General features: G+C 64.6%; 22 protein-coding genes. 13 read left to right on the top strand and 9 right to left on the bottom strand.

Annotation, left to right across the window (positions count from 1 at the left end; translation table 11 throughout):
• Positions 1 to 54 precede the first annotated feature (54 nt).
• The 4 genes from NKK51_RS15170 (at position 55) to curA (ending at position 4,815) form a co-directional block, all read left to right on the top strand.
• Positions 55 to 1,203: an amino acid ABC transporter permease gene (locus NKK51_RS15170; protein WP_352553657.1), complete on the top strand. Its 1,149-nt coding sequence runs from the start codon at positions 55 to 57 to the stop codon at positions 1,201 to 1,203.
• On the top strand, positions 1,200 to 2,282 hold the full coding sequence (locus NKK51_RS15165; RefSeq protein WP_352553654.1) for an amino acid ABC transporter permease: 1,083 nt from the start codon (positions 1,200 to 1,202) through the stop codon (positions 2,280 to 2,282). Before NKK51_RS15170 ends, NKK51_RS15165 begins: the two co-directional genes overlap by 4 nt.
• Positions 2,283 to 2,448: 166 nt before the next feature.
• A complete protein-coding gene (locus NKK51_RS15160) occupies positions 2,449 to 3,771 on the top strand; it encodes an LLM class flavin-dependent oxidoreductase (protein WP_352553652.1) in 1,323 nt (440 codons plus the stop codon).
• 24 nt (positions 3,772 to 3,795) lie between these two features.
• Positions 3,796 to 4,815, top strand: a complete 1,020-nt coding sequence (gene curA, locus NKK51_RS15155) for an NADPH-dependent curcumin/dihydrocurcumin reductase (protein ID WP_352553650.1) — start codon at positions 3,796 to 3,798, stop codon at positions 4,813 to 4,815.
• A 173-nt stretch (positions 4,816 to 4,988) separates the two neighbouring features.
• Here curA and NKK51_RS15150 read toward each other — a convergent pair whose 3' ends face one another.
• The 5 genes from NKK51_RS15150 to NKK51_RS15130 are packed head-to-tail and all read right to left on the bottom strand — an operon-like array spanning position 4,989 to position 9,970.
• Positions 4,989 to 6,305, bottom strand: a complete 1,317-nt coding sequence (locus NKK51_RS15150) for an aspartate aminotransferase family protein (RefSeq protein ID WP_352553648.1) — start codon at positions 6,303 to 6,305, stop codon at positions 4,989 to 4,991.
• Positions 6,302 to 7,069 (bottom strand): N-formylglutamate amidohydrolase, encoded by a 768-nt coding sequence (locus NKK51_RS15145; protein ID WP_352553647.1) that lies wholly within the window; start codon positions 7,067 to 7,069, stop codon positions 6,302 to 6,304. The genes NKK51_RS15150 and NKK51_RS15145 overlap by 4 nt, the downstream gene beginning before the upstream one ends.
• Positions 7,069 to 8,391 carry a type I glutamate--ammonia ligase gene (locus tag NKK51_RS15140; RefSeq protein WP_352553645.1) on the bottom strand — a complete coding sequence of 441 codons (1,323 nt, stop codon included), beginning with the start codon at positions 8,389 to 8,391 and terminating at the stop codon, positions 7,069 to 7,071. The genes NKK51_RS15145 and NKK51_RS15140 overlap by 1 nt, the downstream gene beginning before the upstream one ends.
• Positions 8,388 to 9,035, bottom strand: a complete 648-nt coding sequence (locus NKK51_RS15135) for a cysteine hydrolase family protein (protein ID WP_023809063.1) — start codon at positions 9,033 to 9,035, stop codon at positions 8,388 to 8,390. The genes NKK51_RS15140 and NKK51_RS15135 overlap by 4 nt, the downstream gene beginning before the upstream one ends.
• Positions 9,032 to 9,970 (bottom strand): MurR/RpiR family transcriptional regulator, encoded by a 939-nt coding sequence (locus NKK51_RS15130; protein ID WP_352553643.1) that lies wholly within the window; start codon positions 9,968 to 9,970, stop codon positions 9,032 to 9,034. Before NKK51_RS15130 ends, NKK51_RS15135 begins: the two co-directional genes overlap by 4 nt.
• A gap of 145 nt (positions 9,971 to 10,115) precedes the next feature.
• Between NKK51_RS15130 and NKK51_RS15125 the strand changes: the two genes are divergently transcribed.
• The 7 genes from NKK51_RS15125 to ocd are packed head-to-tail and all read left to right on the top strand — an operon-like array spanning position 10,116 to position 17,655.
• Complete coding sequence (locus NKK51_RS15125) at positions 10,116 to 11,282, top strand: NAD(P)/FAD-dependent oxidoreductase (RefSeq protein WP_352553641.1); 1,167 nt, start codon at positions 10,116 to 10,118, stop codon at positions 11,280 to 11,282.
• Positions 11,283 to 11,296: 14 nt separating this feature from the next.
• Positions 11,297 to 13,138, top strand: coding sequence for a branched-chain amino acid ABC transporter ATP-binding protein/permease (locus tag NKK51_RS15120; protein WP_352553640.1), 1,842 nt, complete (start codon positions 11,297 to 11,299; stop codon positions 13,136 to 13,138).
• A 44-nt stretch (positions 13,139 to 13,182) separates the two neighbouring features.
• Entirely contained in the window at positions 13,183 to 14,349 is a 1,167-nt protein-coding gene (locus tag NKK51_RS15115) for an ABC transporter substrate-binding protein (RefSeq protein ID WP_352553638.1), read from the top strand.
• 4 nt (positions 14,350 to 14,353) lie between these two features.
• Positions 14,354 to 15,058, top strand: a complete 705-nt coding sequence (locus NKK51_RS15110) for an ABC transporter ATP-binding protein (protein ID WP_127382641.1) — start codon at positions 14,354 to 14,356, stop codon at positions 15,056 to 15,058.
• A gap of 5 nt (positions 15,059 to 15,063) precedes the next feature.
• Positions 15,064 to 15,945, top strand: a complete 882-nt coding sequence (locus tag NKK51_RS15105; RefSeq protein WP_027035600.1) for a branched-chain amino acid ABC transporter permease — start codon at positions 15,064 to 15,066, stop codon at positions 15,943 to 15,945.
• 4 nt (positions 15,946 to 15,949) lie between these two features.
• Positions 15,950 to 16,579 (top strand): FMN-binding negative transcriptional regulator, encoded by a 630-nt coding sequence (locus NKK51_RS15100; RefSeq protein ID WP_352553636.1) that lies wholly within the window; start codon positions 15,950 to 15,952, stop codon positions 16,577 to 16,579.
• 29 nt (positions 16,580 to 16,608) lie between these two features.
• Complete coding sequence (gene ocd, locus NKK51_RS15095; protein WP_352553635.1) at positions 16,609 to 17,655, top strand: ornithine cyclodeaminase; 1,047 nt, start codon at positions 16,609 to 16,611, stop codon at positions 17,653 to 17,655.
• A gap of 12 nt (positions 17,656 to 17,667) precedes the next feature.
• On the opposite strand, the gene NKK51_RS15090 is transcribed toward ocd, so the two are convergent.
• The 4 genes from NKK51_RS15090 to NKK51_RS15075 all read right to left on the bottom strand — a co-directional run bounded on the left by NKK51_RS15090 (position 17,668) and on the right by NKK51_RS15075 (position 22,313).
• Positions 17,668 to 18,771 (bottom strand): alcohol dehydrogenase family protein, encoded by a 1,104-nt coding sequence (locus tag NKK51_RS15090; protein ID WP_352553633.1) that lies wholly within the window; start codon positions 18,769 to 18,771, stop codon positions 17,668 to 17,670.
• 9 nt (positions 18,772 to 18,780) lie between these two features.
• Positions 18,781 to 20,160, bottom strand: coding sequence for an aspartate aminotransferase family protein (locus NKK51_RS15085; protein ID WP_352553631.1), 1,380 nt, complete (start codon positions 20,158 to 20,160; stop codon positions 18,781 to 18,783).
• Between the two features lie 38 nt (positions 20,161 to 20,198).
• The gene (locus NKK51_RS15080; RefSeq protein WP_352553629.1) at positions 20,199 to 21,692 is read right to left on the bottom strand and encodes an NAD-dependent succinate-semialdehyde dehydrogenase; all 1,494 of its coding nucleotides are present in this window, start codon (positions 21,690 to 21,692) and stop codon (positions 20,199 to 20,201) included.
• 129 nt (positions 21,693 to 21,821) lie between these two features.
• Positions 21,822 to 22,313: an Lrp/AsnC family transcriptional regulator gene (locus NKK51_RS15075; RefSeq protein WP_023809051.1), complete on the bottom strand. Its 492-nt coding sequence runs from the start codon at positions 22,311 to 22,313 to the stop codon at positions 21,822 to 21,824.
• 81 nt (positions 22,314 to 22,394) lie between these two features.
• Here NKK51_RS15075 and ehuR point away from each other — a divergent pair, with 81 nt between their 5' ends.
• Positions 22,395 to 23,780, top strand: coding sequence for a MocR-like ectoine utilization transcription factor EhuR (gene ehuR, locus NKK51_RS15070; protein ID WP_352553628.1), 1,386 nt, complete (start codon positions 22,395 to 22,397; stop codon positions 23,778 to 23,780).
• A 271-nt stretch (positions 23,781 to 24,051) separates the two neighbouring features.
• Entirely contained in the window at positions 24,052 to 24,843 is a 792-nt protein-coding gene (ehuA, locus tag NKK51_RS15065; RefSeq protein WP_352553626.1) for an ectoine/hydroxyectoine ABC transporter ATP-binding protein EhuA, read from the top strand.
• Positions 24,844 to 24,883: the final 40 nt, after the last annotated feature.

Here is a 24,883-nt window from a genome sequence, read left to right as displayed (position 1 = left end):
CTTCAGCCAATGTCATTGACGGACGAAACCGTGCCGGGTCCAGACGGACCCGGCATGTTACGCAAGTTGTCCAGGTGGTGGGGCGACTGGCCGCTGACCCAGATCGCGGTGATCGCGGCTGTCATCGCCCTGTTCTGGCTGCTCGGCCACAACACCGCCGCGACCATGGCGCGCATCGGCATCACGCCGGGGTTCGACTTCCTCGGCAGGCCGGCGAATTTCGAGATCGGCGAGGCGCCGATCGCCTTCAGGGCGGGCGACCCCTATGCGCGCGCGATCCTGGCCGGTCTTCTGAACACGCTGACGGTGGCAGCGCTTGGATGTCTGCTCGCCACGATCCTCGGCGTTGCTCTCGGTGTTGCCGGCCTCTCAGGCAATCTGTTGCTGGCCGCGCTCGTGCGCTGGTATGTCGAGATCGTCCGCAACACGCCGCTTCTGCTTCAGCTGTTCTTCTGGATTTCGCTGGCAAAATCGTTTCCCTCGCCACGCCAGGCGCTCTCGGTCTTCGGCAGTTTCTTCCTCACCAACCGGGGCGTGTTCGTTCCCGGGCTCGCCTTTCATGGTGTGTCGGCGCCGACGCTCTGGCTGCTTGTCGGCCTAGCCTTGGCCTATATGGCTTTCCTTTGGAGGGCGCGGCGCGAGGGCAGCTTGCCTGCCAGGCGGCTGGGCATCGCAACCGCGGGGCTGCTGGCTGGCGTTGTGCTGACCTTTCCTCTAACCGGAGCCGGTGCGAGCTGGGAGATACCGGCGCTGGCTGGCTTCAACATTCGCGGCGGCTACAATCTGACGCCGGAATTCACGGCACTGTTGACGGGCCTGGTGGTCAAGTTTTCGGCGGCAATCGCCGAGATCGTGCGAGCCGGCATCCAGTCGGTCGACCGTGGCCAATGGGAAGCGTCCCGGGCGCTTGGCCTGCACAGCGGCCAGATCATGCGGCTCGTCGTGCTGCCGCAGGCCTTGCGCGTCATCACGCCGCTGACAACGTCCAGCTACCTGGACCTGACCAAGGATTCCAGCCTTGCGGTTGCCATCGGCTACCCTGATCTCGTCAGCATCATCAACACCACCGCCAACACGACCGGGCAGTCGCTGGAAGCGCTGACACTGCTGATAGGCATCTATCTGGCGATCAACCTGTCCGTATCGGCCGCCATGAACCACTACAACCGGCGTGTCGCTCTCAGAGGAATTGCGAGGACATGAGCATCTCCGACACTGTTTACCTACCACCGTGGCGATCGTCGGCAACGCTGCGGACGTTGAAGATCGGGCTTTTCGGCACCCCGCTCAATTCAGTCATCACCCTGGTTACGGTGGCGTTGCTGGGCTGGATCGTACCGCCACTGCTGCGCTGGGGCGTATTCGACGCGACATGGACCGGAACCTCAGCCGACTGTGCACTCGCCAACGGCGCATGCTGGGCGTTCGTGGGGGCGAAATTCCGCTTCATCCTGTTCGCCTTCTATCCGCCGGCGCTGCAATGGCGCCCGCTCGTCGTCATGGTGCTGCTGCTGGGGCTCCTCGTCATCACCGCTCAGCCGCGATTTTGGCGCAAGGGATTGCTCGTCGCCTGGCCTGTCGTCGTCGTCGCCAGCTGGATCCTGATGTCCGGCACGCTGGTGCCTCCCGCCGTCCCATCGAACCAGTGGGGCGGGCTGGCCGTGACGCTGTTCGTATGGTCGGTCTGCTTCGGACTGGCGACGCCGCTGGCGATCCTGCTCGCCCTGGCGCGGCGTTCCGGCATGGGCGGCCTGCGCACGCTTGCGATCGCCTTTATCGAACTGATGCGTGGCACGCCGATGGTGGCCATCCTCTATGTGGCGATGCTCATCCTGCCAATGGCCATTCCGAATGGCCAGCTGATCGACAAGAATGTCCGGGCGATGATCATGATCACGCTGTTCTGGTCGGCCTATGTCGCCGAGGTCGTTCGTGCCGGCCTCCAGGCGATACCGGCGGGCCAGCACGAGGCCGCGACTGCGCTTGGCCTCGGCTATTGGCGCACGATGCAGCTCGTTGTCCTGCCGCAGGCGCTGCGTCTGGTCATTCCCGGCATGGTCAATCTGGCGATCGGCTTCCTACTGGCGACATCGCTGCTTGCCGTCATCGGCGTTTTCGACCTGCTCAATGCGGCCCGATCCTCGGCGGCCGATCCGCAGTGGCTCGGCTACTACGACGAGGCCTATCTGTTCGCTGCGCTGATCTATTTCGTGCTGTGCTTCGGCGGCTCACGCTACAGCCTCTGGCTGGAGACATATCTGCGCCGGTCGCAGCGACACTGAGCCCATAAAGCTCGCCGGCGGAGCGCTGTGCCATTTTGCGCTGGCGGCGGGGAAGCGAATGCTGCGGAAGCGCGTGGCGGGGGAACGCAATACCTTCCCCGTGCCTTGATGGAGGTCGATCCTCGTCGAGATTTGTTCAATCTCCAACGTCCGAGATATCCGCCACATGACACGAAAACAATTGCGCCTCGGCGCCTTCATGCGCCCCGTCAGTCTGCACACCGGCGCCTGGCGTTACCCGGGCGCCTATCCCGATGCCAATTTCAATTTCGCGCATCTGAAACGCTTCGCCCAGACGCTGGAGGCGGCGAAATTCGACGCGTTCTTCATGGCCGACCATCTGGCCGTTCTCAACATGCCGATCGAGGCGCTGCGGCGCAGCCACACGGTCACGTCGTTCGAGCCATTCACGCTGCTGTCGGCGCTCGCCGCCGTCACCGACCATATCGGGCTGGTCGCTACCGCATCGACGACGTTCGACGCGCCCTATCATGTTGCCCGCCGCTTCGCCTCGCTGGACCATATCAGCGGTGGACGCGCCGGCTGGAACATTGTCACCACGTCCAACCCTGACGCGGCGCTGAACTTCGGCCTCGACGAGCATGTCGAGCATGATGAGCGTTATCGGCGGGCACGGGAATTCTACGATGTCGTCACCGGCCTGTGGGACAGCTTCGCCGACGATGCATTCATCCGCGACGCCGAAAGCGGGCTCTATTTCGACCCCGCAAAGCTGCATGTGCTTGACCATAAGGGCGAGCATCTTTCGGTGCGCGGTCCGCTCAACATTGCGCGGCCTATCCAAGGCTGGCCGGTCATCGTCCAGGCCGGCGCCTCGGAGGCGGGGCGACAGCTGGCTGCCGAAACGGCGGAAGTCATTTTCGCCGCCCATGCCGATCTCGCCTCGGGGCAGCGTTTCTTCGCCGACGTCAAAGGCCGTGCGGAGAAACTTGGCCGCTCGCGCGACGACATCAAAATCCTGCCCGGTGCCTTTGTCGTGGTCGGCGACAGCGTCGAGGACGCGCAGGCCAAACGGGCCAAGCTCGACAGCCTCGTCTATTACGAGAGCGGCATCGCCTCGCTGTCGATCGCGATCGGACATGATGCGTCCGGTTTTGATCCCGACGCGCCCTTGCCGGAGATTCCCGAAACCAATGCCAGCAAGAGCGGCCGCGAGCGCGTCATCGAACTGGCGCGCGAGGAGAACCTGACCGTCAGGCAGCTTGCGCAAAGGCTGGGCGGCTATTCCGGGCTTGCTTTTGTCGGCACGCCTGAAACAATCGCCGACGAGATGGAGGAATGGCTGGTTGCCGAGGGCTCCGACGGGTTCAACATCATGTTTCCCTACCTGCCGGCAGGGCTCGATGATTTTGCCGAGAAAGTGGTGCCGGAATTGCAACGGCGAGGCATCTTCAGGCGGCAATATGAGGGGTCGACACTGCGCGAGAATCTCGGCCTGAAGCGGCCGCCCAACCGGTTTTTCGAGTAGAACATCCTTCGCGGAGAGGTCTCCATGTCAATCCAGTCCAACACCCGCATCGTGCTCGCGGCGCGACCGCAAGGCCGGCCAAAGCCGGATCATTTCCGCATCGAGACGGTTGACCTTGACCAGCCGGGAGAGGGCGAACTGCTGTTGCAGATCCTTTATCTGTCGCTCGATCCCTATATGCGCGGTCGTATGAACGCCACCAAATCCTATGCCAGGCCGGTCGATGTCGACGGTGTGATGGAGGGCGGCACCGTCGCGCGTGTGATGATCTCTCGCCATCCGGAGTTTGCTGAAGGCGACATCGTCCTGTCCCACTCCGGATGGCAGAGTTTCGCCCTGTCCGACGGTGTCGGGCTGCGCAAGCTCGATCCCGCGGCGGCGCCCATCACGACCGCACTGGGTGTGCTCGGAATGCCGGGCTTCACGGCCTATGCCGGTCTGCTCACCATCGGACAGCCGAAGCCTGGCGAAACGGTCGTCGTGGCGGCCGCCAGCGGTGCGGTCGGGTCGGCCGTCGGCCAGATCGCGCGCATCAAGGGAGCGCGTCCCGTCGGCATTGCCGGCGGTGCCGAAAAGTGCGCCTTCGTGCGAGACGAGCTGGGCTTTGACGCGGTCGTCGATCACCGGGCCGACGATTTTGCCGAGCAATTGAAGGCAGCTTGCCCCGGCGGCATCGACATCTATTTCGAGAATGTCGGCGGTCCTGTCTGGGACGCGGTGTTTCCGCAGCTGAACGAGTTTGCGCGTGTGCCGGTCTGCGGGCTGATCGCGCAGTACAACGTCATCGCGGATGCCGGCACCGACCGGTTGCCGACATTGATGCAGCAAGTGCTGCACCGCAGCCTGACGATCAGGGGTTTCATCCAGCGCGAATTTGTCGACCAGCGCCCGGCCTTCTACCGCGAGATGGCCGACTGGATAGCATCCGGCCGGGTTCGATACAGGGAAGATATCGTGGATGGCATCGAAAATGCGCCACAGGCCTTTCTTGGCCTTCTCGAAGGCAGGAATTTCGGCAAGCTGATCGTGCGTATCGCGAAATAATTGTTGCGCAACGATCAGTCGGGGCTGCCTCGAGCAATTTCAGGAAAAGTGTGAAACGCTTTTCCGTCCGGAATTGCGTAAACAAGGAGTTAGAGCGGGTCGCCGTTTCCGTGAAACGGTGAACTGCTCTAGAATAGGCAATTTCTGCCGCAGCCGTGGCCGCGCCTTTCTGTTCACCACATCATGAAGGAGGCGACGTCCGCGTCCGAGACCTCGCCGGCGTTGACGTCGGCGATCGCCTGGTCGACGATCGCCACGCCCTCCGCCACTTCGTCTTCCGTCAGCGTCAGCGGTGGCATGAACTCCAGCACATTGGCCTTCAACCCGACATAGGTGAAGGCTGCACCCAGCTCATAGCCGCGATAGATGATCTTGGCCGTGGTCGCCGCCGCAACCGGCTCACGTGTCGTGCGGTCCTTGACCAGGTCGACGCCGATGGCAAGGCCGCGCCCGCGCACATCACCGATGATCTCATGCCTGGCGGCAAGGGCTCGCAGCGCGTCGGAAAACAGCATGCCGATCCGCGCCGAGCGCTCGACCAGGCCGTCCGTCTCGATCGTCTTCAGCACCGCGTTGCCGGCCGATGTCGCCACCGGATTGCCGGCGGTTGTCTGCAGCGCGAAGGCCGGCGCATGGTCCATGATCTCCTTAGGGCCGATCACGGCCGACAACGGCAAGCCACCGCCGATGCCTTTGCCGAAGACGACGAGGTCCGGCGTCAGTCCTTCATGCTGGAAGCAGTGCATCATGCCGCTGCGAGCGAGCCCGACCTTGACCTCGTCGACGACAATCTTGATGTCGTGCCTGCGGCAACGCTCCTGCAATGCCTTGAGAAAGCCAGGCGGTGGCACGATCAGCCCGCCATCCGACATCAACGGCTCGATGAACACCGCCGCGACCTGATGCGGCGGGCAGGTGGTCTCGAACTGGTAGTCGAGCAGGGCAAGCACGTCCTCGCTGCTGAAATTCGGGCGGTACGGATCGGGATAGGGCAGCAGAAGCACGCCCGGCCGGGGTAGCGTGTGGGTCATGGCGGTATGGCCGCTGATGCCCATCGAGCCGGAGAGATTTCCGTGATAGGAGCCGATGAACGATATGAAGCGCGAACGGCCGGTGGCCGCCTGCAGCACGCGCACCGCGCAGTCGTTGGCATCCGACCCGGAATGGCCGAACCAGACGCGCCGTTCGCCTTCTCCGGGCGTAATCGCCAGCAGCCGCTCCGCCAGCGATACGGCGGGCTCGTTCGGGTAGAGCAGCAGGCTGGCGCCGGCCATGTCGCGGATCGACGTCTCGACCGCTTCGACGATGGCCGGATGGCCGTAGCCGAGCACCGCCGGACCGGCCGATCCCGACAGGTCGAGCAAGGAGCGGCCGTCTTCCTCGATCAGCCGGTTGCCCCGGCCGCCGATGACGCTGAGCGGCGAGAAACGCAGCTTGCCGATCTGGGCGATGGTCGCGGCGTCACGTTCGCGCAAGCTGAGATTGCTCACGACACTTTCTCCGCCTTCTGTGCCGGCAGTGCCGCCGCCAGCCGGTCCGCCCATTCCTCGATGCCGCGCCGTGTCGACAAAAGGTCCTGCCGGATCTCGACGAGGACGGCGGCGATGCCGCGATCATCGCCATGGATGGGCACGGCGTAGTCGGCGTCACGGCTGATCACATAGGGCACGTTGGCCGCGACATTGAGCCCGGCGTCGGTGCGCAGGCCCGAAAGGATCGCTTCGGCGAGATCTCTTGCTTGGTCGTGCAGCACGCCGGCATGCCAGGGTCTGCTGACACCGAGGAAGACCGGCGTGAAGGAATGGATCGTCACGATCCGCGTCCGCCGGCCTGCCTGTGCCCGGCAGTCGAGATGCGCGGTCACCCGGTCATGAAACGGCGAAAAGATGATCTCGGCACGCCGGGTCCGCTCCGTCGCGTCGATGCCGACATTGCCGGGAATGCCGGTATCTTCCGACAGCACCGGAATGCTGCCCTGGGTATTGAGCGGCCGGTTGAGGTCGATCAGCAGCCGGGAGTAGCCGCTGAGGAAAGCTGGTGAATCGAGCTTCGCGGACAGCAGGCGGGTCACCTCGGCGGCGCCGATATCCCAGGCGATGTGGCGCTGCAGATGATTGGCATCGAGGCCGAGCTGTCGATACTCGGCCGGCATGTGGTTGGAGGCATGCTCGCACAACAGCACGATATCGGAACGGCCGTGCTCGTTGAGGACCTCGACGGCCTCCGGCCAATCTTTTTCGGTCCGTGCGGTCATCAATAGAGCGTCCGGTAGAGATCGCAGATGGAGGCCGGATCGAGACCGGCAAGACGCTCGGCTTCATGTCGCTTGAGGCCGACGAAAGTTTCGATGAAGACAGGCGCGAACCATCCCGTCACGGTGCCGTCGGCCAGCAACGCGTCCAGTGCCGCGGGCAGGGTTTCGGGCAGGCGCACTAGACCGAGACTTGCGCGCTCCGCCTCGCTCATCAGTGTCGGGTCGCCGGTGACCAAAGGTGGCGACGGCAGGCCCGCCTTCAGCCCTTCCAGCCCGGCGCGGATAATCGCCGCCAGCGACAGATAGGGATTGCCGGTGGCGTCCGCCGCCCGGTACTCGATATTGTACTGCCGCGCCGGATCGCGTCCGCCCATCGTCACAGTCGGGCAGATGCGCAGCGACGCCTCGCGGTCGCGGTCGGCAAGCCAGGTATAGGACGAACTCCAACTGTGCGGCTTCAGCCGGTAGAAGGACGACACGCTCGACGCCGTCATCGCGGTCATTCCAGGCAGATGGCGCAGCACGCCGGCACAGAAGGCGCCGGCTTTGGCGGAAAGACCTCCGGGCTGCGTTGGATCGTATGTCACCGGCTTGCCGGCCTCGTCGACGAAGCTGAAATGGATGTGGACGCCGTTGCCGACGGCAGTTGGCGCTGTCTTGGGCGCGAAGCTCGCACGCCAGCCGGCATTGCGCGCCAATTCGCGCGTGATTTCGCGGATGGCGACGGCGCGGTCGGCTGCCGTCAGCGCGTCCGCCGGCTCGTGCGTCACCTCGAACTGCTCGTCGCCGAATTCGGCGATGACCACTTCGGGTGCGACGCCGGCCTCCTCCAGCGCCGCCATCAGGTTGGGCGCGAAGGGGTCCGTGCGGCGCAATGCGGCGAAAGACATCGAATGCGCCGGCGCGAAGCCGCCGTCGGCGACATTGAATTCATGCTCGAAGGCGGCGATGACCGACAGGCCGGTTGCGGCTTTCAAATCGGCCGACGCCTCTTTGAGCATCGTGCGGGTGCAGCCGAGCCATGGGCTGCCGTCGAGCTCGACGATGTCGCCGGCGACCATGTCGAACGGCGTCGCCGATCCGGTGCGTGTCGTGCGAAAGCGCGCCTTGAGATCGGGGATCAGCCGCAGGTCGCCCGACGAGCCCCAGGGGTTGGGATCGACGATCGAGTTGAACGGCGTCAGCGACAGATTGGCCTGCAGCCAGCCGACCCCGGTCGTGGCGGTCTTCTGCAACTTGCTTTCGGCAACGAAACGGCCCCGCGTGACGGCGGAGAGATCCGTGGTGACGACGGCAACCAGAGGCTCGACGGTCGATGTCATGCCGGTTTTCCCAAAGCGTTGAAGCGGTCGACGACCGTGTCGGTGTCGGCCACCCAGCAGTAGCCGCCGAAGGCCTTGAGCGCGATGTCGTGGCGTTCCTGGGTGATGGTGGCGCAAGCATCCGATACGCAGGTGACGAGATAGCCGCGGTCGGCGCCGTCGCGCACCGCCATGTCGACGCATTGATCGGTCAGCACGCCGACCACGACGAGATAGCGGATGCCGAGGTTCTTGAGGAGATAGTCGACATTGGTCGAATTGAAGATGCCCGACGACGTCTTCGGCAGCATGATCTCGTCGCCAACCGGCGCCAGCGATGCCACCGGCAGTCCCTCGGGGAGGCTGGGTGCAATATGGATCGGTGTCAGCTTGTGGTCGAGCGAGCGGTCGCGGCCGTCTTCGGTCAGGCTCTGGATGATGGTGTGCAGCACCTCGACGCCATTGGCCCGCGCCGCGGCCAGCAGGCGCTCCTGGTTGGGGATCGTCCGCGAGGATGTCTGCCGGTAGAAATAATGATCGGGGCCACGCTCCGGATGCGACGGATCGGCGCCCGGCTCCAGCCAGATGCGCTGCATGTCGACGAGCAGCAGTGCCGTTTCGCCGGCACGGAAGGCTTCGTCTCGTTTGGGTAGGGCCTGGGTCATGCTTTGCCGTCCTGCTTTGCTGATTTGGGTCCCGGTGTCTTGCGGGGGCCGGGTGTCTTGCGCGCGCCGTTCTCTTGCGGGTCGCTGTCGAGCGTCACGGCATTGGCATGCCGCACCCTTTCGAGCCGCTCAATGCGGGCGCGGGCCTCGTCGCCCAGCGTCGAAACGATATGGGCGACCAGCGCCTCCATCTGGGCGATCGCCGGCGCCAGCGTGTCGTAGGGCGAGGCGACTTCGAGCGGGCTGACGATGGTGACTTCGGCGAGATCTGATATCGGCGACAGCCATTGGTCGGTGAAAAGGACGATGCGCACATTGAGCGCTGCCGCTTGGCTCGCATAGGCCATCACATCAAGCTGATAGCGGCGATAGTCGAACACGACGAGCACGTTGCGGCGGTCGAGGTCGGCGAGCGTGTCGAAGGTCTGCGGGGAGAGCACACCAAGATCGCGAACCCCGGAGCGAAACTGCACGAGATAGCCGGCCAGCATGCCGGCGATGTGGCGGCTGAACCGGCCGCCTACCATGACAATCTCGCCCTTGACCTCCATCAGCAGGCGGGCCGCCCGTTCGTATGTCTGGATGGGTGTCGCGGCGGTGGCTTTCTGCAAGGCCGTGGTGACGCTATCGAGATAGGCCAGCACGGCGCTGTCGTTGGAACCGCTCTGCCGCTTGGCCTCCATCATCAGCAGCGGCGAGTGCAGTCTTGCCTCGACTTCGGCCAGAAGCTTCGCCTGGAAGTCCGGAAACCCTTCATAGCCGAGTTTTACGACCAGCCTCACCACGGTCGGATCGCTGACGCCAGCGCGCCGCGCAAGCGACGAAGCGGTGCCGAGGCCGGAGGTCGGATAGTCCGTCAACAGCAGCCGGACGATCTTCTCTTCCGACGGCGTCAGCGCAAGATCCCCGCGCATCAGAACATCGCGTATCGCCATGGGCCTCCCCGAAATCCATGTTCTCTTGTTTTGTCGAGTTTATTACAGAGATTTAAATCTTGGTCAACAATGAAGAGATGTTGACATTGCGTGATCGCTGGCCCTACCTTGTCGGAAAGCAGCCAAGAGACTGTGGGGAACAGCCATGCGAAACGGAAGCGACGTCATCGTCGTCGGTGCCGGTATTGTCGGATCGAGCGCCGCCTATCATCTGGCCAAGGCCGGTGTGAAGGTCACGCTGGTCGAGCAGACCCACCCCGCCGGCGGCCCGTCGGGCAAATCGTCGGCGCTGCTGCACGCCTTCTACCTGATGCCGGAACTGTCGCAGCTGTCCATCCGTGGCCGAGAGATCCTGGTGTCGCTGCCGGAAATCGCGGGCGAAGGATCCTTTGTCACCGAAATCGGCATGATGTGGGTCTGCGGCAACGACAACAAGGTGAGTTGGACGGCGGCAGCCGAACGCATCCGCGGCGAGGGCGCGCGCATCGAGACATTGTCGCCGCAGGCCTTTGCCGACGCGGCACCCGGCTTTGTCCTGGACAATGTCGCAATGGCGCTGTGGGAGCCGGAATATGGCTACGCCGATGCCTTCGGCGCCACCAACGCCATCGCCCGTGCCGCCCGCGCCAACGGTGCTGGGATCATGCAGAACACGTTGGTCGAGAGCCTCCAGCGGCAGGGCGACCGCATCACCGGCGTCACCTTGACCGATGGAACGGTGCTGGAAGCCGGTACCGTCGTCCTGGCCGCCGGGCCATGGACGCGCCGGCTGCTGGCGACAGTGGGCCTCGATCTGCCGCTGCATGTCGAGCGCCATCCGATGGCCGTGCTGGACGCTGCCGGCAAGGCAAGGCAGGTCATGCCGTTCGCCTGGTGCGACGACATTTCCTGCAACTATGCACGGCCCGACAATGACGGCGTCATCCTGGCCGGCACCTGGGCCGGCGGCGGCACCGGCCTGCGCCATGAGCATGCAGGCCGTCCGCGCCTTGTCGAAAATCCCGACAACTACATGGAAGGTGTCGAGGAAGCTGAATCGGTCGAGATCCTGGAGACCTTCGCCAGCCGCTTGCCGGCCATGGCCGAACTTGGCATCCGCCCCGGCTATGCCGGGCTCTACGACATGAGCCCCGACGATCTGCCTGTCATCGGCGCCATGCCTGGGGTCGAAGGGCTGGTCGTTTCTGCCGGATCCTCCGGCCACGGCTTTAAGACCGGTCCAGCCGTCGGCGAGGCCGTGGCCAGGCTGGTCACCGAGGGAGCACAGCCGATCCTGGCGCCGTTTTCGCCCGATCGCTTCAGGGCCGCGTGATGGCGTCGCCGACGATGAGCGAGAGCAACTCACGCGGCCTCATGCCGGCCGCGTTTCGCAACGCCACCGCCGATGCCCTGTGCATGGTCGCGGTGCTGCTGCTGGTGGCGCTTGCCGCCTTTGTCTTCGGCAGCGCCGCCATGCAACGTGTGGTCACCTATGCAGCGATCATGCTGACGGCGGTGCTTGGCCTGCAGATATTCTCCGGCAACAGCGGCATCGTCTCGTTCGGCCAGGCCGCCTTTGTCGGCCTAGGCGCCTACGCTACGGGCATCCTCACCATGCCGACCGCATTGCAGCGAACGGCGCTGCGCGACCTGCCGCAATTCCTCGCAGGCCATCAACTCTCCTTTGTCGCGGCGCTGGCCGTCGTCCTTGCTCTCGCGGTCATCGTCGGCCTGTTGACCGGCACGCCGCTGCTCAGGCTTTCCGGATCGAGCGCTTCGATCGCAACGCTTGCCATGCTGATCATCGTCTACACGCTGCTGGTCGCCGGACGCGAAATCACCCGCGGCAGCCAGCCATTTTACGGCGTGCCGCGCGAGGTCGGGCTGTGGACGGCTGCCGCTGTCGCTTCGGTGGCGCTGGTGGCGGCGAGGTTGTTTCGCGAAACCTCCTTCGGCCTTGCCACCCGCGCCGCCGCCAATGACGAGCGTGGTGCGGCCGCCGTCGGCGTCGACCAGCGCACGGCGCGTCTGGCCGCCTGGGTGGCGGGCGTCGTCGCCGCCATGGCCGCCGGCGCCATGATGGCGCAATTCCTTGGCGCGTTTTCGCCGCGCGATTTCTATTTCGACCTCGGCTTCACCATGCTCGCCATGCTGATCGTCGGCGGCATGACCTCGTCGCTCGGCGCTTTCGCCGGCGTCATCGTCACCATCGTTTTGGTCGAAGTGGTGCGCCGCTTCGAGGGCGGCGGCGAGGTGCTCGGCCTGCATCTGCCTGTCCTGTTCGGCTTGACCCAGGGCGTGCTGGCCATCGCCATGATCCTGGTCATCTGGCGACGCCCGACCGGTCTGTTCGGCGAGCGTGAGCTCAACCTTTTGCGCCGGCCGGGACGCCAGGCCGTGACGGCTTCGGCGGCACCTCCGCAGCATGTCGAGAGTGACCGGCTCACCGCCGACCATCTGTCGCGCCGCTATGCCGGCGTCGTTGCCGTCGATGACGTCAGTTTGAGCTTCGGGACAGACAGCATCACCGGCATCATCGGCCCCAATGGCGCCGGCAAGACGACGCTGCTCAACATGCTGGCCGGTGATATCAAGCCAAGTGCCGGCACCGTGTCGGTGGGTGGCGTGGTCCGGCAGGCTTCGGCCTTCCGCTTCGCCCGCTCCGGCGTTGCCCGCACCTTCCAGAACATCCGCGTTTTTCCGCACATGACGGTGCTCGAAAATGTCGTTGTCGCAGCACGCCAGGTGGAACCTGATCTCGGCCATGCCGAGGCGGCGGCGATGAGCGAGCTTGCGCGCATGGGGCTGGAGAGATTTGCCGATCAGCCGGCCGCCAGGCTCGCCTACGGCCAGCGCCGCCGGGTGGAAGTGGCGCGCGCCCTGGCGTTGAAGCCGCGCTTCCTGCTGCTCGACGAGCCGGCCGCCGGCATGAACGCCGTCGAGACCGCCGAACTGGTCTCGATCCTATCGACGGTCCGCACCGAGCGCCGCATCGGCGTCGTGCTTATCGAGCATGACATGCGGCTGGTGATGAATTTGTGCGAGCGCATCGTCGTCATCGATCATGGCCGCGTCATCGCTGACGGCACGCCCGGCGACGTCCAGAAGAACCCCGCCGTGATCGCCGCCTATCTCGGCAGCCGCACGGCGCGTGCCAAGACCGCAACAGCTGAAAACCAGACCGCATGACCTGCAACGACAACCAATCATAAAAATCCAGAAGGAGAACCGACATGCCAAGCCTCTATCGCCTCCATCGCGCCGCCCTGTGCGCTGCCGTGTTCGGCATCGCCGCAGTTTCGACGGCCAGCGCCGAGGAGATCATCATCGGTGCCGCGACCGCGCAGACCGGCGGCCTTGCCCCTTACGACCAGCCGGCACTTGCCGGCCTGCGCATGTCGCTCGACGAACTCAACGCCAAGGGCGGGCTCGGCGGCAAATACACCGTCAAGCTGCTGATCAAGGACACCCGCTCCGACACCGCGCAGACCGCCACTGTCGCCCAGGAGCTGATCGACGCCGGCGCCAAGATCATGATCACGCCTTGCGATGCCGACCCCTCGATTTCCGCCGGCCAGCTCACCCAGCCGCTCGGCATTCCGACCCTGACGCTGTGCGGCTCCGCCCCGGTGCTCACCGGCGCGGTCGGCGACGTCATGTTCGGCACCTATCCGGCCGACAATGTGCAGGCGACGGCGGTCGCCGACTTCGCCGTCTCGGAAGGCAAGAAGAAGGTGTTCCTGCTGACTTCGCCGGACTCCACCTACACCGCCAATCTGCCGGAATATTTCGGCAAGGTGTTCGAGAAGAAGGGCGGCGCCGTTGTCGGCCGCGGCACCTTCAGCATGGGCCAGCCCGACTTTTCCGCCGAGATCACCAACATCAAGGGCCTGGCCGACAAGCCCGACCTGATCATGACGGCCGCCTACGAGCCGGATTTCCCGGCCTTCATCCAGCAATTGCGTGGCGCCGGCGTCACCATCCCGGTCTATGGCGCCGATGCCATCGGCACGCCGACCATCAAGGCGCTCGGCAAATTGGTCGACGGCGTCGTCTACACCGCGGCCGGCTATGCCGAGCCGGGCAGCAAGCTCGAGGCCTTCAACGCCGCCTTCACCAAATATGCCGGCCACGCACCGGAATCGACCTATGAAGTCAATGGCTATGAGATCGGCCTGATCCTCGACCAGGCGGTCAAGACGGCCGGCTCCGACGACCCGAAGGCGATCCGCGACGCCATCGCCGGCCTCAAGGATTTCGAAGGCATCACCGGCAAGATCACCTATGCCGGCACGGACCGCATGCCGCTGCGGCCGGTGGCGCTGATGCGCTACGAGGGCGGCGACGGCAAGCACGTCGAGACCCTGATCCCTCTTGCTGCCGACGTTCCCGCGCCGTGATGTCATGCTGAGCGTCGAAGCCCTGAAAATCCGGTACGGCGAAGTCGAGGCGGTGCGCCGCGTCGACCTCACCGTCGGCAGCGGCGAGATCATCGCGCTGGTCGGTGCCAACGGCGCCGGCAAGAGCTCGACGCTCGGTGCCGTCGCCGGGCTGGTGCCGGCGGCGTCCGGCAAGGTGATCTTCGACGGTGTCGACATCACCGGCCTGGCGCCGGAGGCGATCGCCCGCAAGGGCGTCGCGCTGGTGCCGGAAGGCCGCCGTATCTTCGCCAGCCTGACGGTGGCCGACAATCTGCGTCTCGGCGGCGCGGTGCATCAGCCGGCGGCCGAGGCAAGGCTGCGCGAGGAGGAGATGCTGGAGTTGTTCCCGATCCTGCGCCGCTACCATCGCGTCAAGGGCGGCAATCTGTCGGGCGGCGAACAGCAGATGCTGGCCATCGCCCGCGCGCTGATGGGCAAGCCGCGCATGATCCTGCTCGACGAGCCCTCGCTCGGCCTTGCCCCGCAACTGATCGACACCGTCTTCGACCTGATCGCCGAACTGCGCCGCAAGGGCCTGACCATCCTTCTTGTCGAACAGAATGTGGCGCTGGCGCTCGAAATCGCCGACCGCGCCGTCGTGCTCGCCAATGGCGAGGTGGTGCTGTCGGGCACGGCAAAAGAACTCGCCTCCTCGGACCTCGTCCGCCAAGCCTATCTGGGAGCTTGAGAAGCATGATCGCGCAGCAGATCATCAATGCGGTGAGCCTCGGCGGCGTCTATGCGCTGCTGGCGCTCGGGCTGGCGATCGTCTTTTCCATCGTCGGTTTGATCAACTTCGCCCATGGCGAGCTGATGACGCTGTCGGGCTACGCGCTTCTGGCCTCGCTGGTGCTCGGCTTTCCCTTCCCTGTGGCGGTGCTCGTCGCCGTCTCCTGCGGCGCGCTCGCCGCTGTCGCCATGGAGCGCATCGCGTTTAGGCCGATGCGCGGCGCCAGCGTCACCAGCTTGCTGTTGACCAGCTTTGCCGTCTCCAGCCTGCTGAAGGTCGTCTTCCAGAACGGCATCTCGGCGCGGCCGCAGGCCGTCGCCATGCCCGGCTGGATGACGGGCGCCTTCTCCTTTGGCGATTTCACCATCGGCGTCGGTCCCAGCATCTCCATCGTCGTCTCCGCACTGGCGCTGATTGCGCTGGAAGTCTTCCTGCGCCGCTCGGTGACGGGCACGGCGATGCGCGCCGCGGCGGAAGATTTCGACGTCGTGCGCCTGATGGGCATTCCGGCCAGCCGCATCATCGCCACCGCCTTCCTGCTCTCCGGGCTGCTGGCCGGGCTGGCGGCCATGCTGTGGGTGGCGCAGCGTGCCTCGGTCGATCCGCTGATGGGCTTTACGCCGGTGCTGAAGGCCTTCATCGCCGCCGTCGTCGGCGGGCTGGGCAGCTTGCCCGGTGCTGTCGCCGGCGGTTTTCTGCTCGGCATCATCGAGGTTTTGTTGCAGGCGACGCTTCCGGGAGCGATCGCCCCTTATCGCGACGCCATCGTGCTGTCAGGCGTCATCGCCGTGCTGCTGGTTCGCCCGCAAGGCCTGATCCCGGCGGTTCGCGCTCAGCGAAGCTGACCTGATGTATACCAAGCCTGAATTTGCGCCGCTGTCGTCGGACGAGGTGTTCGGCCTGATCGAGGCTGCGGCCTTCGCGACGGTGGTGACAGCGGGACCGCAGGGCCTTGTCGTCTCGCATCTTCCCTTCGTGCTCGATCGCGCGCGTGGTGAAAACGGAACGCTGGTCTCGCATCTCGCCGGGGCCAATCCGCACAGCACCTTGATCAGCGAAGGCAGGGAGACGGCCGCTATCTTCCACGGCCCGCATGGCTACATCTCGCCGTCCTGGTATCCGCGCAATCCGGTGCGCGACAGCGCGCCGACCTGGAACTTTGCCGTCGTGCATTGTCATGGGCATCCGGTTCCGCTCGACGGTCACGCCACCGCCCGGCATCTCTTGCAGCTTGTCGACGTGCTGGAAAAAGATCGCGACGATCGCTGGCGCATGCGCGAGCTGGGGCCAGGCGGCATGGAGCGGCGCATACCGCATATCATAGGGTTTGACCTGCCGATCGGGCGGCTCGAAGCCAAGTTCAAGATGGGGCAGGATGAGCGCCTCTACGACACGAGCGAAGCCATCACGGCGCTGGAGCAAAACGATCCGGCGCTGGCGATGATGATGAAGACGCACAACGCGCATCGCCAGGACTGACCGTTTGCATGCGGCAAGGATAAGAAAAAATGATTCCCAATCTCAATATCGTGCCGTTCGTCAGCGTCGATCATATGATGAAGCTGGTGCTGAAGATCGGCGTCGAGCGCTTCCTTGTCGAACTCGCCGGCTACATCGAGGACGATTTCCGCCGCTGGGAACTGTTCGACAAGACACCGCGCGTTGCCTCGCACAGTGCCGAGGGCGTCATCGAATTGATGCCGACCAGCGACGGCGAGGTCTACGGCTTCAAATATGTCAACGGCCACCCCAAGAACATGCGCGAGGGCCGCCAGACGGTGACCGCTTTCGGCATGCTCGCCGATGTCCACAATGGCTATCCGGTATTGCTGTCTGAAATGACCATCCTGACCGCGCTGCGCACGGCGGCGATGTCGGCCTTGGCCGCCAAGTACCTGGCGCCGACCGGCTCGAACTGCATGGCGCTGATCGGCAACGGCGCCCAGGCCGAATTCCAGGCGGTGGCCTTCAAGGCGCTGCTCGGCGTCGACAGGCTGAGGCTTTACGACATCGACCGCAAGGCCACCGAAAAATGCATCCGCAATCTGGCCGGACTCGGCTTCGACATGGTCGCCTGCGGAACCGCGCAGGAGGCGGTGGAAGGGGCCGACATCATCACCACCGTCACCGCCGACAAGCAGTACGCCACCATCCTCACCGACAACATGGTCGGCTCCGGCGTCCACATCAACGCGGTCGGTGGCGACTGTCCCGGCAAGACCGAACTGCATCGCGACATCCTGCTGCGCTCCGACATCTTCGTCGAATACCCGCCGCAGACGCGCATCGAGGGCGAGATCCAGCAGCTTGCGCCGGATCATGAGGTGATCGAGCTGTGGCAGGTGATGTCGGGCGCCGTACAAGGCCGGCGCGATGCGACCCAGATCACGCTGTTCGATTCGGTCGGCTTCGCCATCGAGGACTTTTCGGCACTGCGCTATGTCAGGGATCAGCTGCGCTCGACCGGCCTCTACCAGGAACTCGACATGCTGGCCGACCCCGACGAGCCGCGCGACCTGTTCGGCATGCTGTTGAGAGCGGCCCAGCACGCTTGAGACGAGCGTTGTTCAGCCAGCCAAGCCCCACATGGCATCCGGCACCACCACCAGCTTGCCGACGAAATCCTTGGCCATGAAATCGGCCTGCGCATGGTGGAAATCGGAGAGCTTGTAGACGCCGCCGACCAGCGGCCGGATTTTCTTCGCTTCGATATATCCAACGATGCGGCGGAAATCGGCGCGCGTGCCCTGGCTCGAGCCATGAAGCTGCAATTGCTTCAGATACATGGTCCTGAGATCGAGCTGGACGACCGGGCCGGCAATTGCGCCTGCGGTAGTGTAACGGCCCTCGGGCCTGAGAATACGCAACAGGTCGTTGAAGATGGCGCCACCGACGAGGTCGGCGACCACGTCGATCGGCTGGCCTCCGGTCGCCTCGTTCACGGCTTGCGGCAGGTCGGCGACGCCACGGGTGATGACGGCCTCGGCACCGATGTCGAGCACCGCCTGTTCCTTGCCTTTGCCGACGATCGCATAGGGAATGGCGCCGCGCGCCCGCGCCAGCTGCACGATGCCGGAACCGACACCGCCCGAAGCGCCGGTGACCAGCACGCGCTCGCCGGCCTTGAGCGCGGCGCGCTCCAGCATCTGTTCACCGGTCAGGTAGGCGCAGCAGAAGGTGGCGAGTTCGATATCGCTCATGTCGGTGTCGACGACATGAGCGTTCTCGGCCGGCACCGCCTGGTATTCGGCGTAACCGCCATCGCGGCCATGGCCCATATAGTCGATGTCGGCGAGCGAATCGTCGTCGCGGTTGTAGATCGAGAAATCGACCATCACCCGTTCGCCGATACGGCCCGGCGATACGCCTTCGCCGACGGCGGCGATGGTCCCGGCGGTGTCGGTGCCCTGGATGCGCGGGAAGCTCAGCGTGTTGCCCTGACGCCGCCACGTCGACACGGCGGCAGCATCCTCTTCCGTGCCATAGGCGCCCTGGCGCACCCAGACATCGGTGTTGTTCATCCCGCAGGCGCTGACTTTCACCAGCACTTCACCTGGCGCAGGCGCAGGCACTCTTACATCGCTGCGGTACACGAGCTTTTCCGGTCCGCCGTGCCCGGTAAGCAGCACGGCGGCCATGGTGGCGGGGACGGTTTGGGTCATGGCATTCATGGATCGCTCTCAGAGATTGGAAAACACGCTCTTGACCGCATCGGCTGTCTTCGACACGACGATGTCGGCTTCCTCGCGGGTCAGGCAGAGCGGCGGCGCAAAGCCCAGAATGTCGCCCTGCGGCATGGCGCGGCCGATGACGCCGCTTGCGGCAAGCGCCGTCGCCACCTGCGGCCCGATCTTGAGCGAAGCGTCGAAGAACACCCGGTCGTCCTTGTCGGCAACGAACTCCACCGCCGCCAGCATGCCGTCGCCGCGGACGTCACCGACATTCCTGTGGCCGCCGACCGCTTTGGCCAGTTCGGCGCGGAAATAGGCGCCGGTCTCGCGGTCATTGGTCACCAGGTCCATTTCGTCGATCAGTTCGAGATTGGCGACGCCGGCGGCAACGCAGATCGGATGCGCCGAATAGGTCCAGCCATGGCCGAGCGAGCCGAGCTTGTCGGAGCCTTGCACCAGAACCTGCCACATCTTGTCGGCGACGATGACGCCCGACAGCGGCGCATAGGCCGAGGTTAGGCCCTTGGCGATGGTGATCAGGTCCGGCTTGATGCCGTAGTGGTCGGAGCCGAACATGGTGCCAAGCCGGCCGAAGCCCGTCACCACTTCGTCGGCGACCAGCAGCACGTCGTACTTCTTCAGCACCGCCTGGATCTTCTCCCAGTAGCCAGCCGGCGGCGGCACGATGCCGCCGGTGCCGAGGATCGGCTCGCCGATGAAGGCGGCGACGGTCTCCGGTCCCTCGGCCAGGATCATCTCCTCGAGCTTGTCGGCACAATGCTGCGAAAACTGCTCCTCGCTCATCGAGCGGTCGGCGCGGCGGAAATAATACGGCGCCTCGGTGTGCAGGATCGGCGCGCGCGGCAGGTCGAAGGCGTTGTGGAACAGGTCGAGCCCGGTCAGCGATCCCGTCATCACGCCCGAGCCGTGATAGCCGCGCCAGCGCGAGATGATCTTCTTCTTCTCCGGCCGGCCGAGCACGTTGTTGTAGTACCAGATCAGTTTGATGTTGGTTTCGTTGGCATCCGAGCCTGAGAGGCCGAAATAGACCCTCGACATGCCTTGCGGCGCGCGGTCGATGATCATCTTGGCGAGCGTGATCGAGGCTTCGGTGCCGTGGCCGACATAGGCGTGGTAGTAGGCGAGGTTCTTCGCCTGGGCGGCGATGGCGTCTGAAATCTTCTGCCGGCCGTAGCCGACATTGACGCAATAGAGGCCGGCGAAGGCATCGAGGCTCTTCCTGCCATTGTTGTCCCAGACGGTGACGCCTTCGCCGCCGGCCATGATGCGCGTCGGGCTTTCGCCCCGCGCATGCGTGCCCATATGCGTCGAGGGATGGAACAAGTGGTCGCGATCCCAGGCGGCGAGTTCGTTGGACTGGTCGAGCATTCTTTTGACTCCTGACAAAAGGGTGATTCCGGCGCAGCTTAAGCTACATCGAGACAGAGATATTTTAGACCGGTGAAGGCCTCGAGCCCGTGGCGCGAGCCTTCGCGCCCGATGCCCGATTGCTTGACGCCGCCGAACGGGATCGGCGCGCCGGTGATCTTGACGCGGTTGATGGCGACCATGCCGTAGTCGAGGGCGCGGCCCATGCGTTGCTGCCGGCCACCATTCTCGGTCACGACATAGGCGACGAGGCCATATTCGGTGGCGTTGGCGCGGGCGATCACTTCGGCCTCGCTGTCGAACGGCGTCACGGCGGCCACCGGACCAAAAGTCTCCTCGCGCATGATCAGTGCTTCGTCGGTGACGTCGGCCAGCAGCGTCGGCTGGTAGAACAGCGGGCCAGCCTGGTGCCGCTTGCCCCCGGTGAGGCAGCGCGCGCCGTGAGCGATGGCATCGGCGACCTGTTCCTCGACCTTCTTGACGGCGCGCTCGTGCATCAGCGGGCCGATGTCGGTGCTATCAGCAAGGCCATTGCCGGTCCGCAACGTCTCGATGCGCTTGGCGAAGGCGGCACAGAACCGATCGTAGATCGGACGCTGGACATAGATACGGTTGGCAGCGAGGCAGTCCTGGCCCGACGTGGCGAATTTGGCGCCGATGGCGATATCAACCGCTTTGTCCAGATCGGCATCGGCAAAGACGATCAGCGGCGCGTGGCCGCCTAGCTCCATCACCAGCCTTTTCACGGTCGGCGCACTTTGCGCGGCGATCAGCCTGCCGATCTCGGTCGAGCCGGTGAAACTCATGGCACGGACGCGCGGATCTTCGCACATCCGCCCGACGATGGTCGAAGCCTTGCCGGTGACGATGTTGAAGGCGCCTGCGGGCAGGCCGGCGCGCTCACCGAGTTCGGCCAGCGCCAGCGCCGACAGCGGTGTTTCCGAGGACGGATGCGCAATGATGGTGCAGCCGGCGGCAAGGGCTGCCGCAGCCTTGCGGGTCAGCATCGCCGACGGAAAGTTCCACGGCGTGACGATGCCGACGACACCGAGCGGCTCGCGCCGCACGATCATTTCGGCGTTCGGCAGATGGCTGGTGACGCTCTCGGCGTTCAGGCGTTTTGCTTCCTCGGCATACCACTCGATGAAAGAGGCGGCGTAGTCGATCTCGCCCAGCGATTCCTGCAGCGGCTTGCCCTGTTCCAGCGTCATCAGCAGAGCCAGATCATCCTTGGCGCCGATGATCAACTCGAACCATTTGCGCAGGATTTTGGAGCGCTCCTGCGGCAACAGCGACCGCCATGCCGGAAAGGAGCGTGCGGCGGCATCGATCGCCTTTGTCGTCTGCCGTGCATCTAGCGCGGCGACGAAAGCGACAGTCGTGCCGGTGGCCGGATCGGTGACCTCGAAGCTTTCAGCGGCTTCGCTTGCCGTCCAGTGGCCATCGACATAGGCGAGTTCACGCAGCAGCCGGCGGTCGGTCAGGCGGTCGAGCGCTTCATGGCGATGCGAGCGGGCGAAATGCGCGGACATGGTCAAAGCCTCCCGGTTCGGACTGATGCGGGAAGACTATCCGCCCGATGCAGATAGAGAGGCTGTTTGGATGCCTCGAAGGAGAGAGACTCTCTCTTTTGTCCCGCCCCGACAGATGATCTCTCCGCCTTAAGCCGACGCCGGCAGCAGGTCGGCTATGGGCAGCGCGATCTCGTCCTTCACCGTCTTGGTGACGATGTAGGTGAAGTAGCGGTCGATGCCGATTTCCCGTTCGAGCAAGCCATCGACCAGCCGCTGATAGGCGTCGATGTCGCGCGCCATCACCTTCACCACATAGTCGACGCCGCCGCCGACAGACCAGCAGGCGACGATCTCGGGAACATCGCGGATGACGCGCTCGAAGCGGTCGAAATCGGCCTGGCGGTGGTTTGCCAGCGTCACCTCCATCAGCACGGTGGCAACGGGTGCGACGACGCGCATGGCGATCCTGGCGTGATAGCCCGAGACGATGCCGGCCTTCTCCAGCTTGCGCAGCCGCATCCAGCACGGCGTCGGCGACAGGCCGACCTGCTCGGCCAGCGCCAACTTGGTGATGCGTCCGTCGCGCTGGATGGCGTCGAGGATTTTCAGGTCGATCGGGTCGAGTTTCGCGGATGTCATCAGAGCTCACTTTTCGTCCGAGTACCATGACGGCGCATTATTTCGATTGTCAATTGCACTGATTTCGATCTCTAATAAGTCATGACATTGTGGCAACCCGATCCCGCGCTCATCCGGCGCCCGGCCTATCAATCGCTGGCCGACCAGTTCGCGCGCGCCATCCATGACGGGCGCCTCGCCAATGGCGCGCGGCTGCCGACCCATCGACGTCTGGCCGACGACCTCAAGCTTTCTGTGCAGACGGTGAGCCGCGCCTATGAGGAATTGATCCGCCGCGGGCTGATTTCGGGCGAGATCGGCCGCGGCAGCTTCGTCCAGACGCAGCGCCGCGAGCCGGAACCGCCCTATCTGCCGGAGCGGCTCGGCGAAGTCATCGATCTGTCGATCCTGAAGCCGGTCTGCGAGCCGATGCATCTGGAGCGGCTGAAGCAGGCGCTGGGCTGGCTGGCCGAGAACCTGCCGTCGAGTTCGGCACTGTCGTTTCGGCCCAACATGGTGTTTCCGCGCCACCGCGCGGTGGCGGTCGAATGGCTGAAACTGTGCGGTCTCGACACCTCCGCGCAGAACATCAGCCTGACCAACGGCGCCACCGCCGGCATGACGGTAGCGCTGATGAGTGTCGCCCCGCCGGGCTCGACGGTCGCCACCGAGGCGATCGGCCACCATACGCTGGTGCCGTTGGCACGCTATCTCGGCTTCAACCTGGAAGGCCTGCCGATCGACGACAACGGCCTGATCCCGGAAGCGCTGGACGAAGCCTGCCGGATTTCCGACATCCGCGCGGTCTTCGTGCAGCCCTCGGTGATCAACCCGACGGCGACGTTGATGGATGCGCGGCGGCGCGAAGAAATCGCCGCGGTCGCGCGCAAGCACGACATCGCCATCATCGAGAACGATGTGCTCGGTCCGCTGGTCGAAGACCGGCCGCCGCCGGTTGCCGCGTTCGCGCCGGAGCGCACGCTCTACGTCACCTCCTTCACCAAGATCACCGTGCCCGGGCTGCGCATCGGCTATCTCGTCGCACCCGACCGCTATGTCGCCGCCGTCGCCAACCGGCATCTGGTTTCGAACTGGATGGCGACGCCGCTGGTGGCCGAGATCGCCACAAAATGGGTGACCGACGGGACGGCGATGGAGCTTGTCCACTGGCAGCGCGCGGCTTTGCGGCGCCGGCAGGATATTGCAGCGCAAGTGCTGGCGGGGGTCGGCTATCGCGCCCGGCGAGACGGGCTGCATGTCTGGCTGCAACTGCCGGCCGACCGCGCCGAGGAAAGCTTTGTCGCCCAGGCCCGCCTGCAGGGTGTGGCGATTGCACCCGGCACGTCCTTCCGTATTTCGGCTGCGCCGTGGCATCCGGCGGTGCGTATCTCGCTGGGTTCGACCACCGAGGGGGAACTGCGCGCCGGCCTCGGCGTTGTCACCAAGCTGCTGCTTGGCGATCCCGAGCACCTGCTGCTCGCTATCTAGCGAGTGCGCCGCTATCCGGGTGATGCCGGCCTGCGAAAGGCAGCCTCCTGCGCTTCCGGTACTCACGTACGAAAAGTACGCTCCGTTCCGGTTCTCGGAGGCTCCCATTCTCGGCTCGGCCTGACCCGAATCCCGGCGCACTCTTCGGCACTGGTTGCTCAAGAATTGTGCGGAATCGGAAATATTGTCATGATATTATTTTCCCAATTGACATGATTTGGCGCGTTCCGCATCGTTAAGGGCACAGGCTTCTCCAGCACGGGGAATTTATTTGTCCGCATCAGCGCCCATCATCAAGATCGACGGCATCTCGAAGAGCTTCGGCACTTTCAAAGTGCTGGACGGCCTGTCGATGCAGGTCATGCCTGGCGAAAAGCTGGCACTGATCGGCCCGTCGGGCTCGGGCAAGACAACGATTCTGCGCATCCTGATGACACTGGAGCGTATCGATGGCGGTCATATCCAGATCGACGGCGAGCAACTCTACCACATGGAGCGCAACGGACAGTTGCTGTCCGCTGATGAGCGGCATCTGACAAGGATGCGCCAGAAGATCGGCATGGTCTTCCAGCTGTTCAACCTGTTTCCGCACAAATGCGTCATGGACAATGTCACGCTGGCGCCGATGCTGACCAAGGGCACGCCGCGTGCCGCCGCCGAAAAGCGGGCGATGGAACTGCTCGAAATGGTCGGCATGGCCGACAAGGCCAAGAGCATGCCGGCGCAGTTGTCCGGTGGCCAGAAGCAGCGCGTGGCGATCGCCCGGGCGCTGGCGCTGTCGCCAAAGATCATGCTGTTCGACGAGGTGACGTCGGCGCTCGATCCGGAGCTGGTCGAGGAGGTGATGAACGTCATGCGCAAGCTTGCCGCCGAGACCGACATGACCATGCTGCTGGTCACCCACGAGATGGGCTTTGCCCATGATTTCGCCGACCGGGTGCTGTTCTTCGATCGTGGCAGGATCGTCGAGGAGGGCAAGCCCGACGAGATTTTCCGCAATCCCAAGCAGGAGCGCACGCAAGGCTTCCTGAAGAAGATCATCGCGGCCGGACATCGCGTCTGACCGCAATGCCCAAGGCGACGAAGTCGTCCCGAGGTGGCGA

It is taken from the genome of Mesorhizobium sp. M0011 (genome assembly GCF_040324155.1).
In the GTDB taxonomy this organism is placed as follows: domain Bacteria; phylum Pseudomonadota; class Alphaproteobacteria; order Rhizobiales; family Rhizobiaceae; genus Mesorhizobium.
Note: the sequence above shows the minus strand (reverse complement) of the source record. Positions and strands in the feature narration are given on the sequence as shown.

What these genes read in the sequence shown, in the direction of transcription:
- NKK51_RS15170 (WP_352553657.1), top strand. Translation starts at nt 55, where the DNA reads ATGTTACGCAAGTTGTCCAGGTGGTGGGGCGACTGGCCGCTGACCCAG.
- NKK51_RS15165 (WP_352553654.1), top strand. Translation starts at nt 1,200, where the DNA reads ATGAGCATCTCCGACACTGTTTACCTACCACCGTGGCGATCGTCGGCA.
- NKK51_RS15160 (WP_352553652.1), top strand. Translation starts at nt 2,449, where the DNA reads ATGACACGAAAACAATTGCGCCTCGGCGCCTTCATGCGCCCCGTCAGT.
- curA (WP_352553650.1), top strand. Translation starts at nt 3,796, where the DNA reads ATGTCAATCCAGTCCAACACCCGCATCGTGCTCGCGGCGCGACCGCAA.
- NKK51_RS15145 (WP_352553647.1), bottom strand. Translation starts at nt 7,069, where the DNA reads ATGACCGCACGGACCGAAAAAGATTGGCCGGAGGCCGTCGAGGTCCTC.
- NKK51_RS15140 (WP_352553645.1), bottom strand. Translation starts at nt 8,391, where the DNA reads ATGACATCGACCGTCGAGCCTCTGGTTGCCGTCGTCACCACGGATCTC.
- NKK51_RS15135 (WP_023809063.1), bottom strand. Translation starts at nt 9,035, where the DNA reads ATGACCCAGGCCCTACCCAAACGAGACGAAGCCTTCCGTGCCGGCGAA.
- NKK51_RS15130 (WP_352553643.1), bottom strand. Translation starts at nt 9,970, where the DNA reads ATGGCGATACGCGATGTTCTGATGCGCGGGGATCTTGCGCTGACGCCG.
- NKK51_RS15125 (WP_352553641.1), top strand. Translation starts at nt 10,116, where the DNA reads ATGCGAAACGGAAGCGACGTCATCGTCGTCGGTGCCGGTATTGTCGGA.
- NKK51_RS15120 (WP_352553640.1), top strand. Translation starts at nt 11,297, where the DNA reads ATGAGCGAGAGCAACTCACGCGGCCTCATGCCGGCCGCGTTTCGCAAC.
- NKK51_RS15115 (WP_352553638.1), top strand. Translation starts at nt 13,183, where the DNA reads ATGCCAAGCCTCTATCGCCTCCATCGCGCCGCCCTGTGCGCTGCCGTG.
- NKK51_RS15110 (WP_127382641.1), top strand. Translation starts at nt 14,354, where the DNA reads ATGCTGAGCGTCGAAGCCCTGAAAATCCGGTACGGCGAAGTCGAGGCG.
- NKK51_RS15105 (WP_027035600.1), top strand. Translation starts at nt 15,064, where the DNA reads ATGATCGCGCAGCAGATCATCAATGCGGTGAGCCTCGGCGGCGTCTAT.
- NKK51_RS15100 (WP_352553636.1), top strand. Translation starts at nt 15,950, where the DNA reads ATGTATACCAAGCCTGAATTTGCGCCGCTGTCGTCGGACGAGGTGTTC.
- ocd (WP_352553635.1), top strand. Translation starts at nt 16,609, where the DNA reads ATGATTCCCAATCTCAATATCGTGCCGTTCGTCAGCGTCGATCATATG.
- NKK51_RS15090 (WP_352553633.1), bottom strand. Translation starts at nt 18,771, where the DNA reads ATGAATGCCATGACCCAAACCGTCCCCGCCACCATGGCCGCCGTGCTG.
- NKK51_RS15085 (WP_352553631.1), bottom strand. Translation starts at nt 20,160, where the DNA reads ATGCTCGACCAGTCCAACGAACTCGCCGCCTGGGATCGCGACCACTTG.
- NKK51_RS15080 (WP_352553629.1), bottom strand. Translation starts at nt 21,692, where the DNA reads ATGTCCGCGCATTTCGCCCGCTCGCATCGCCATGAAGCGCTCGACCGC.
- NKK51_RS15075 (WP_023809051.1), bottom strand. Translation starts at nt 22,313, where the DNA reads ATGACATCCGCGAAACTCGACCCGATCGACCTGAAAATCCTCGACGCC.
- ehuR (WP_352553628.1), top strand. Translation starts at nt 22,395, where the DNA reads ATGACATTGTGGCAACCCGATCCCGCGCTCATCCGGCGCCCGGCCTAT.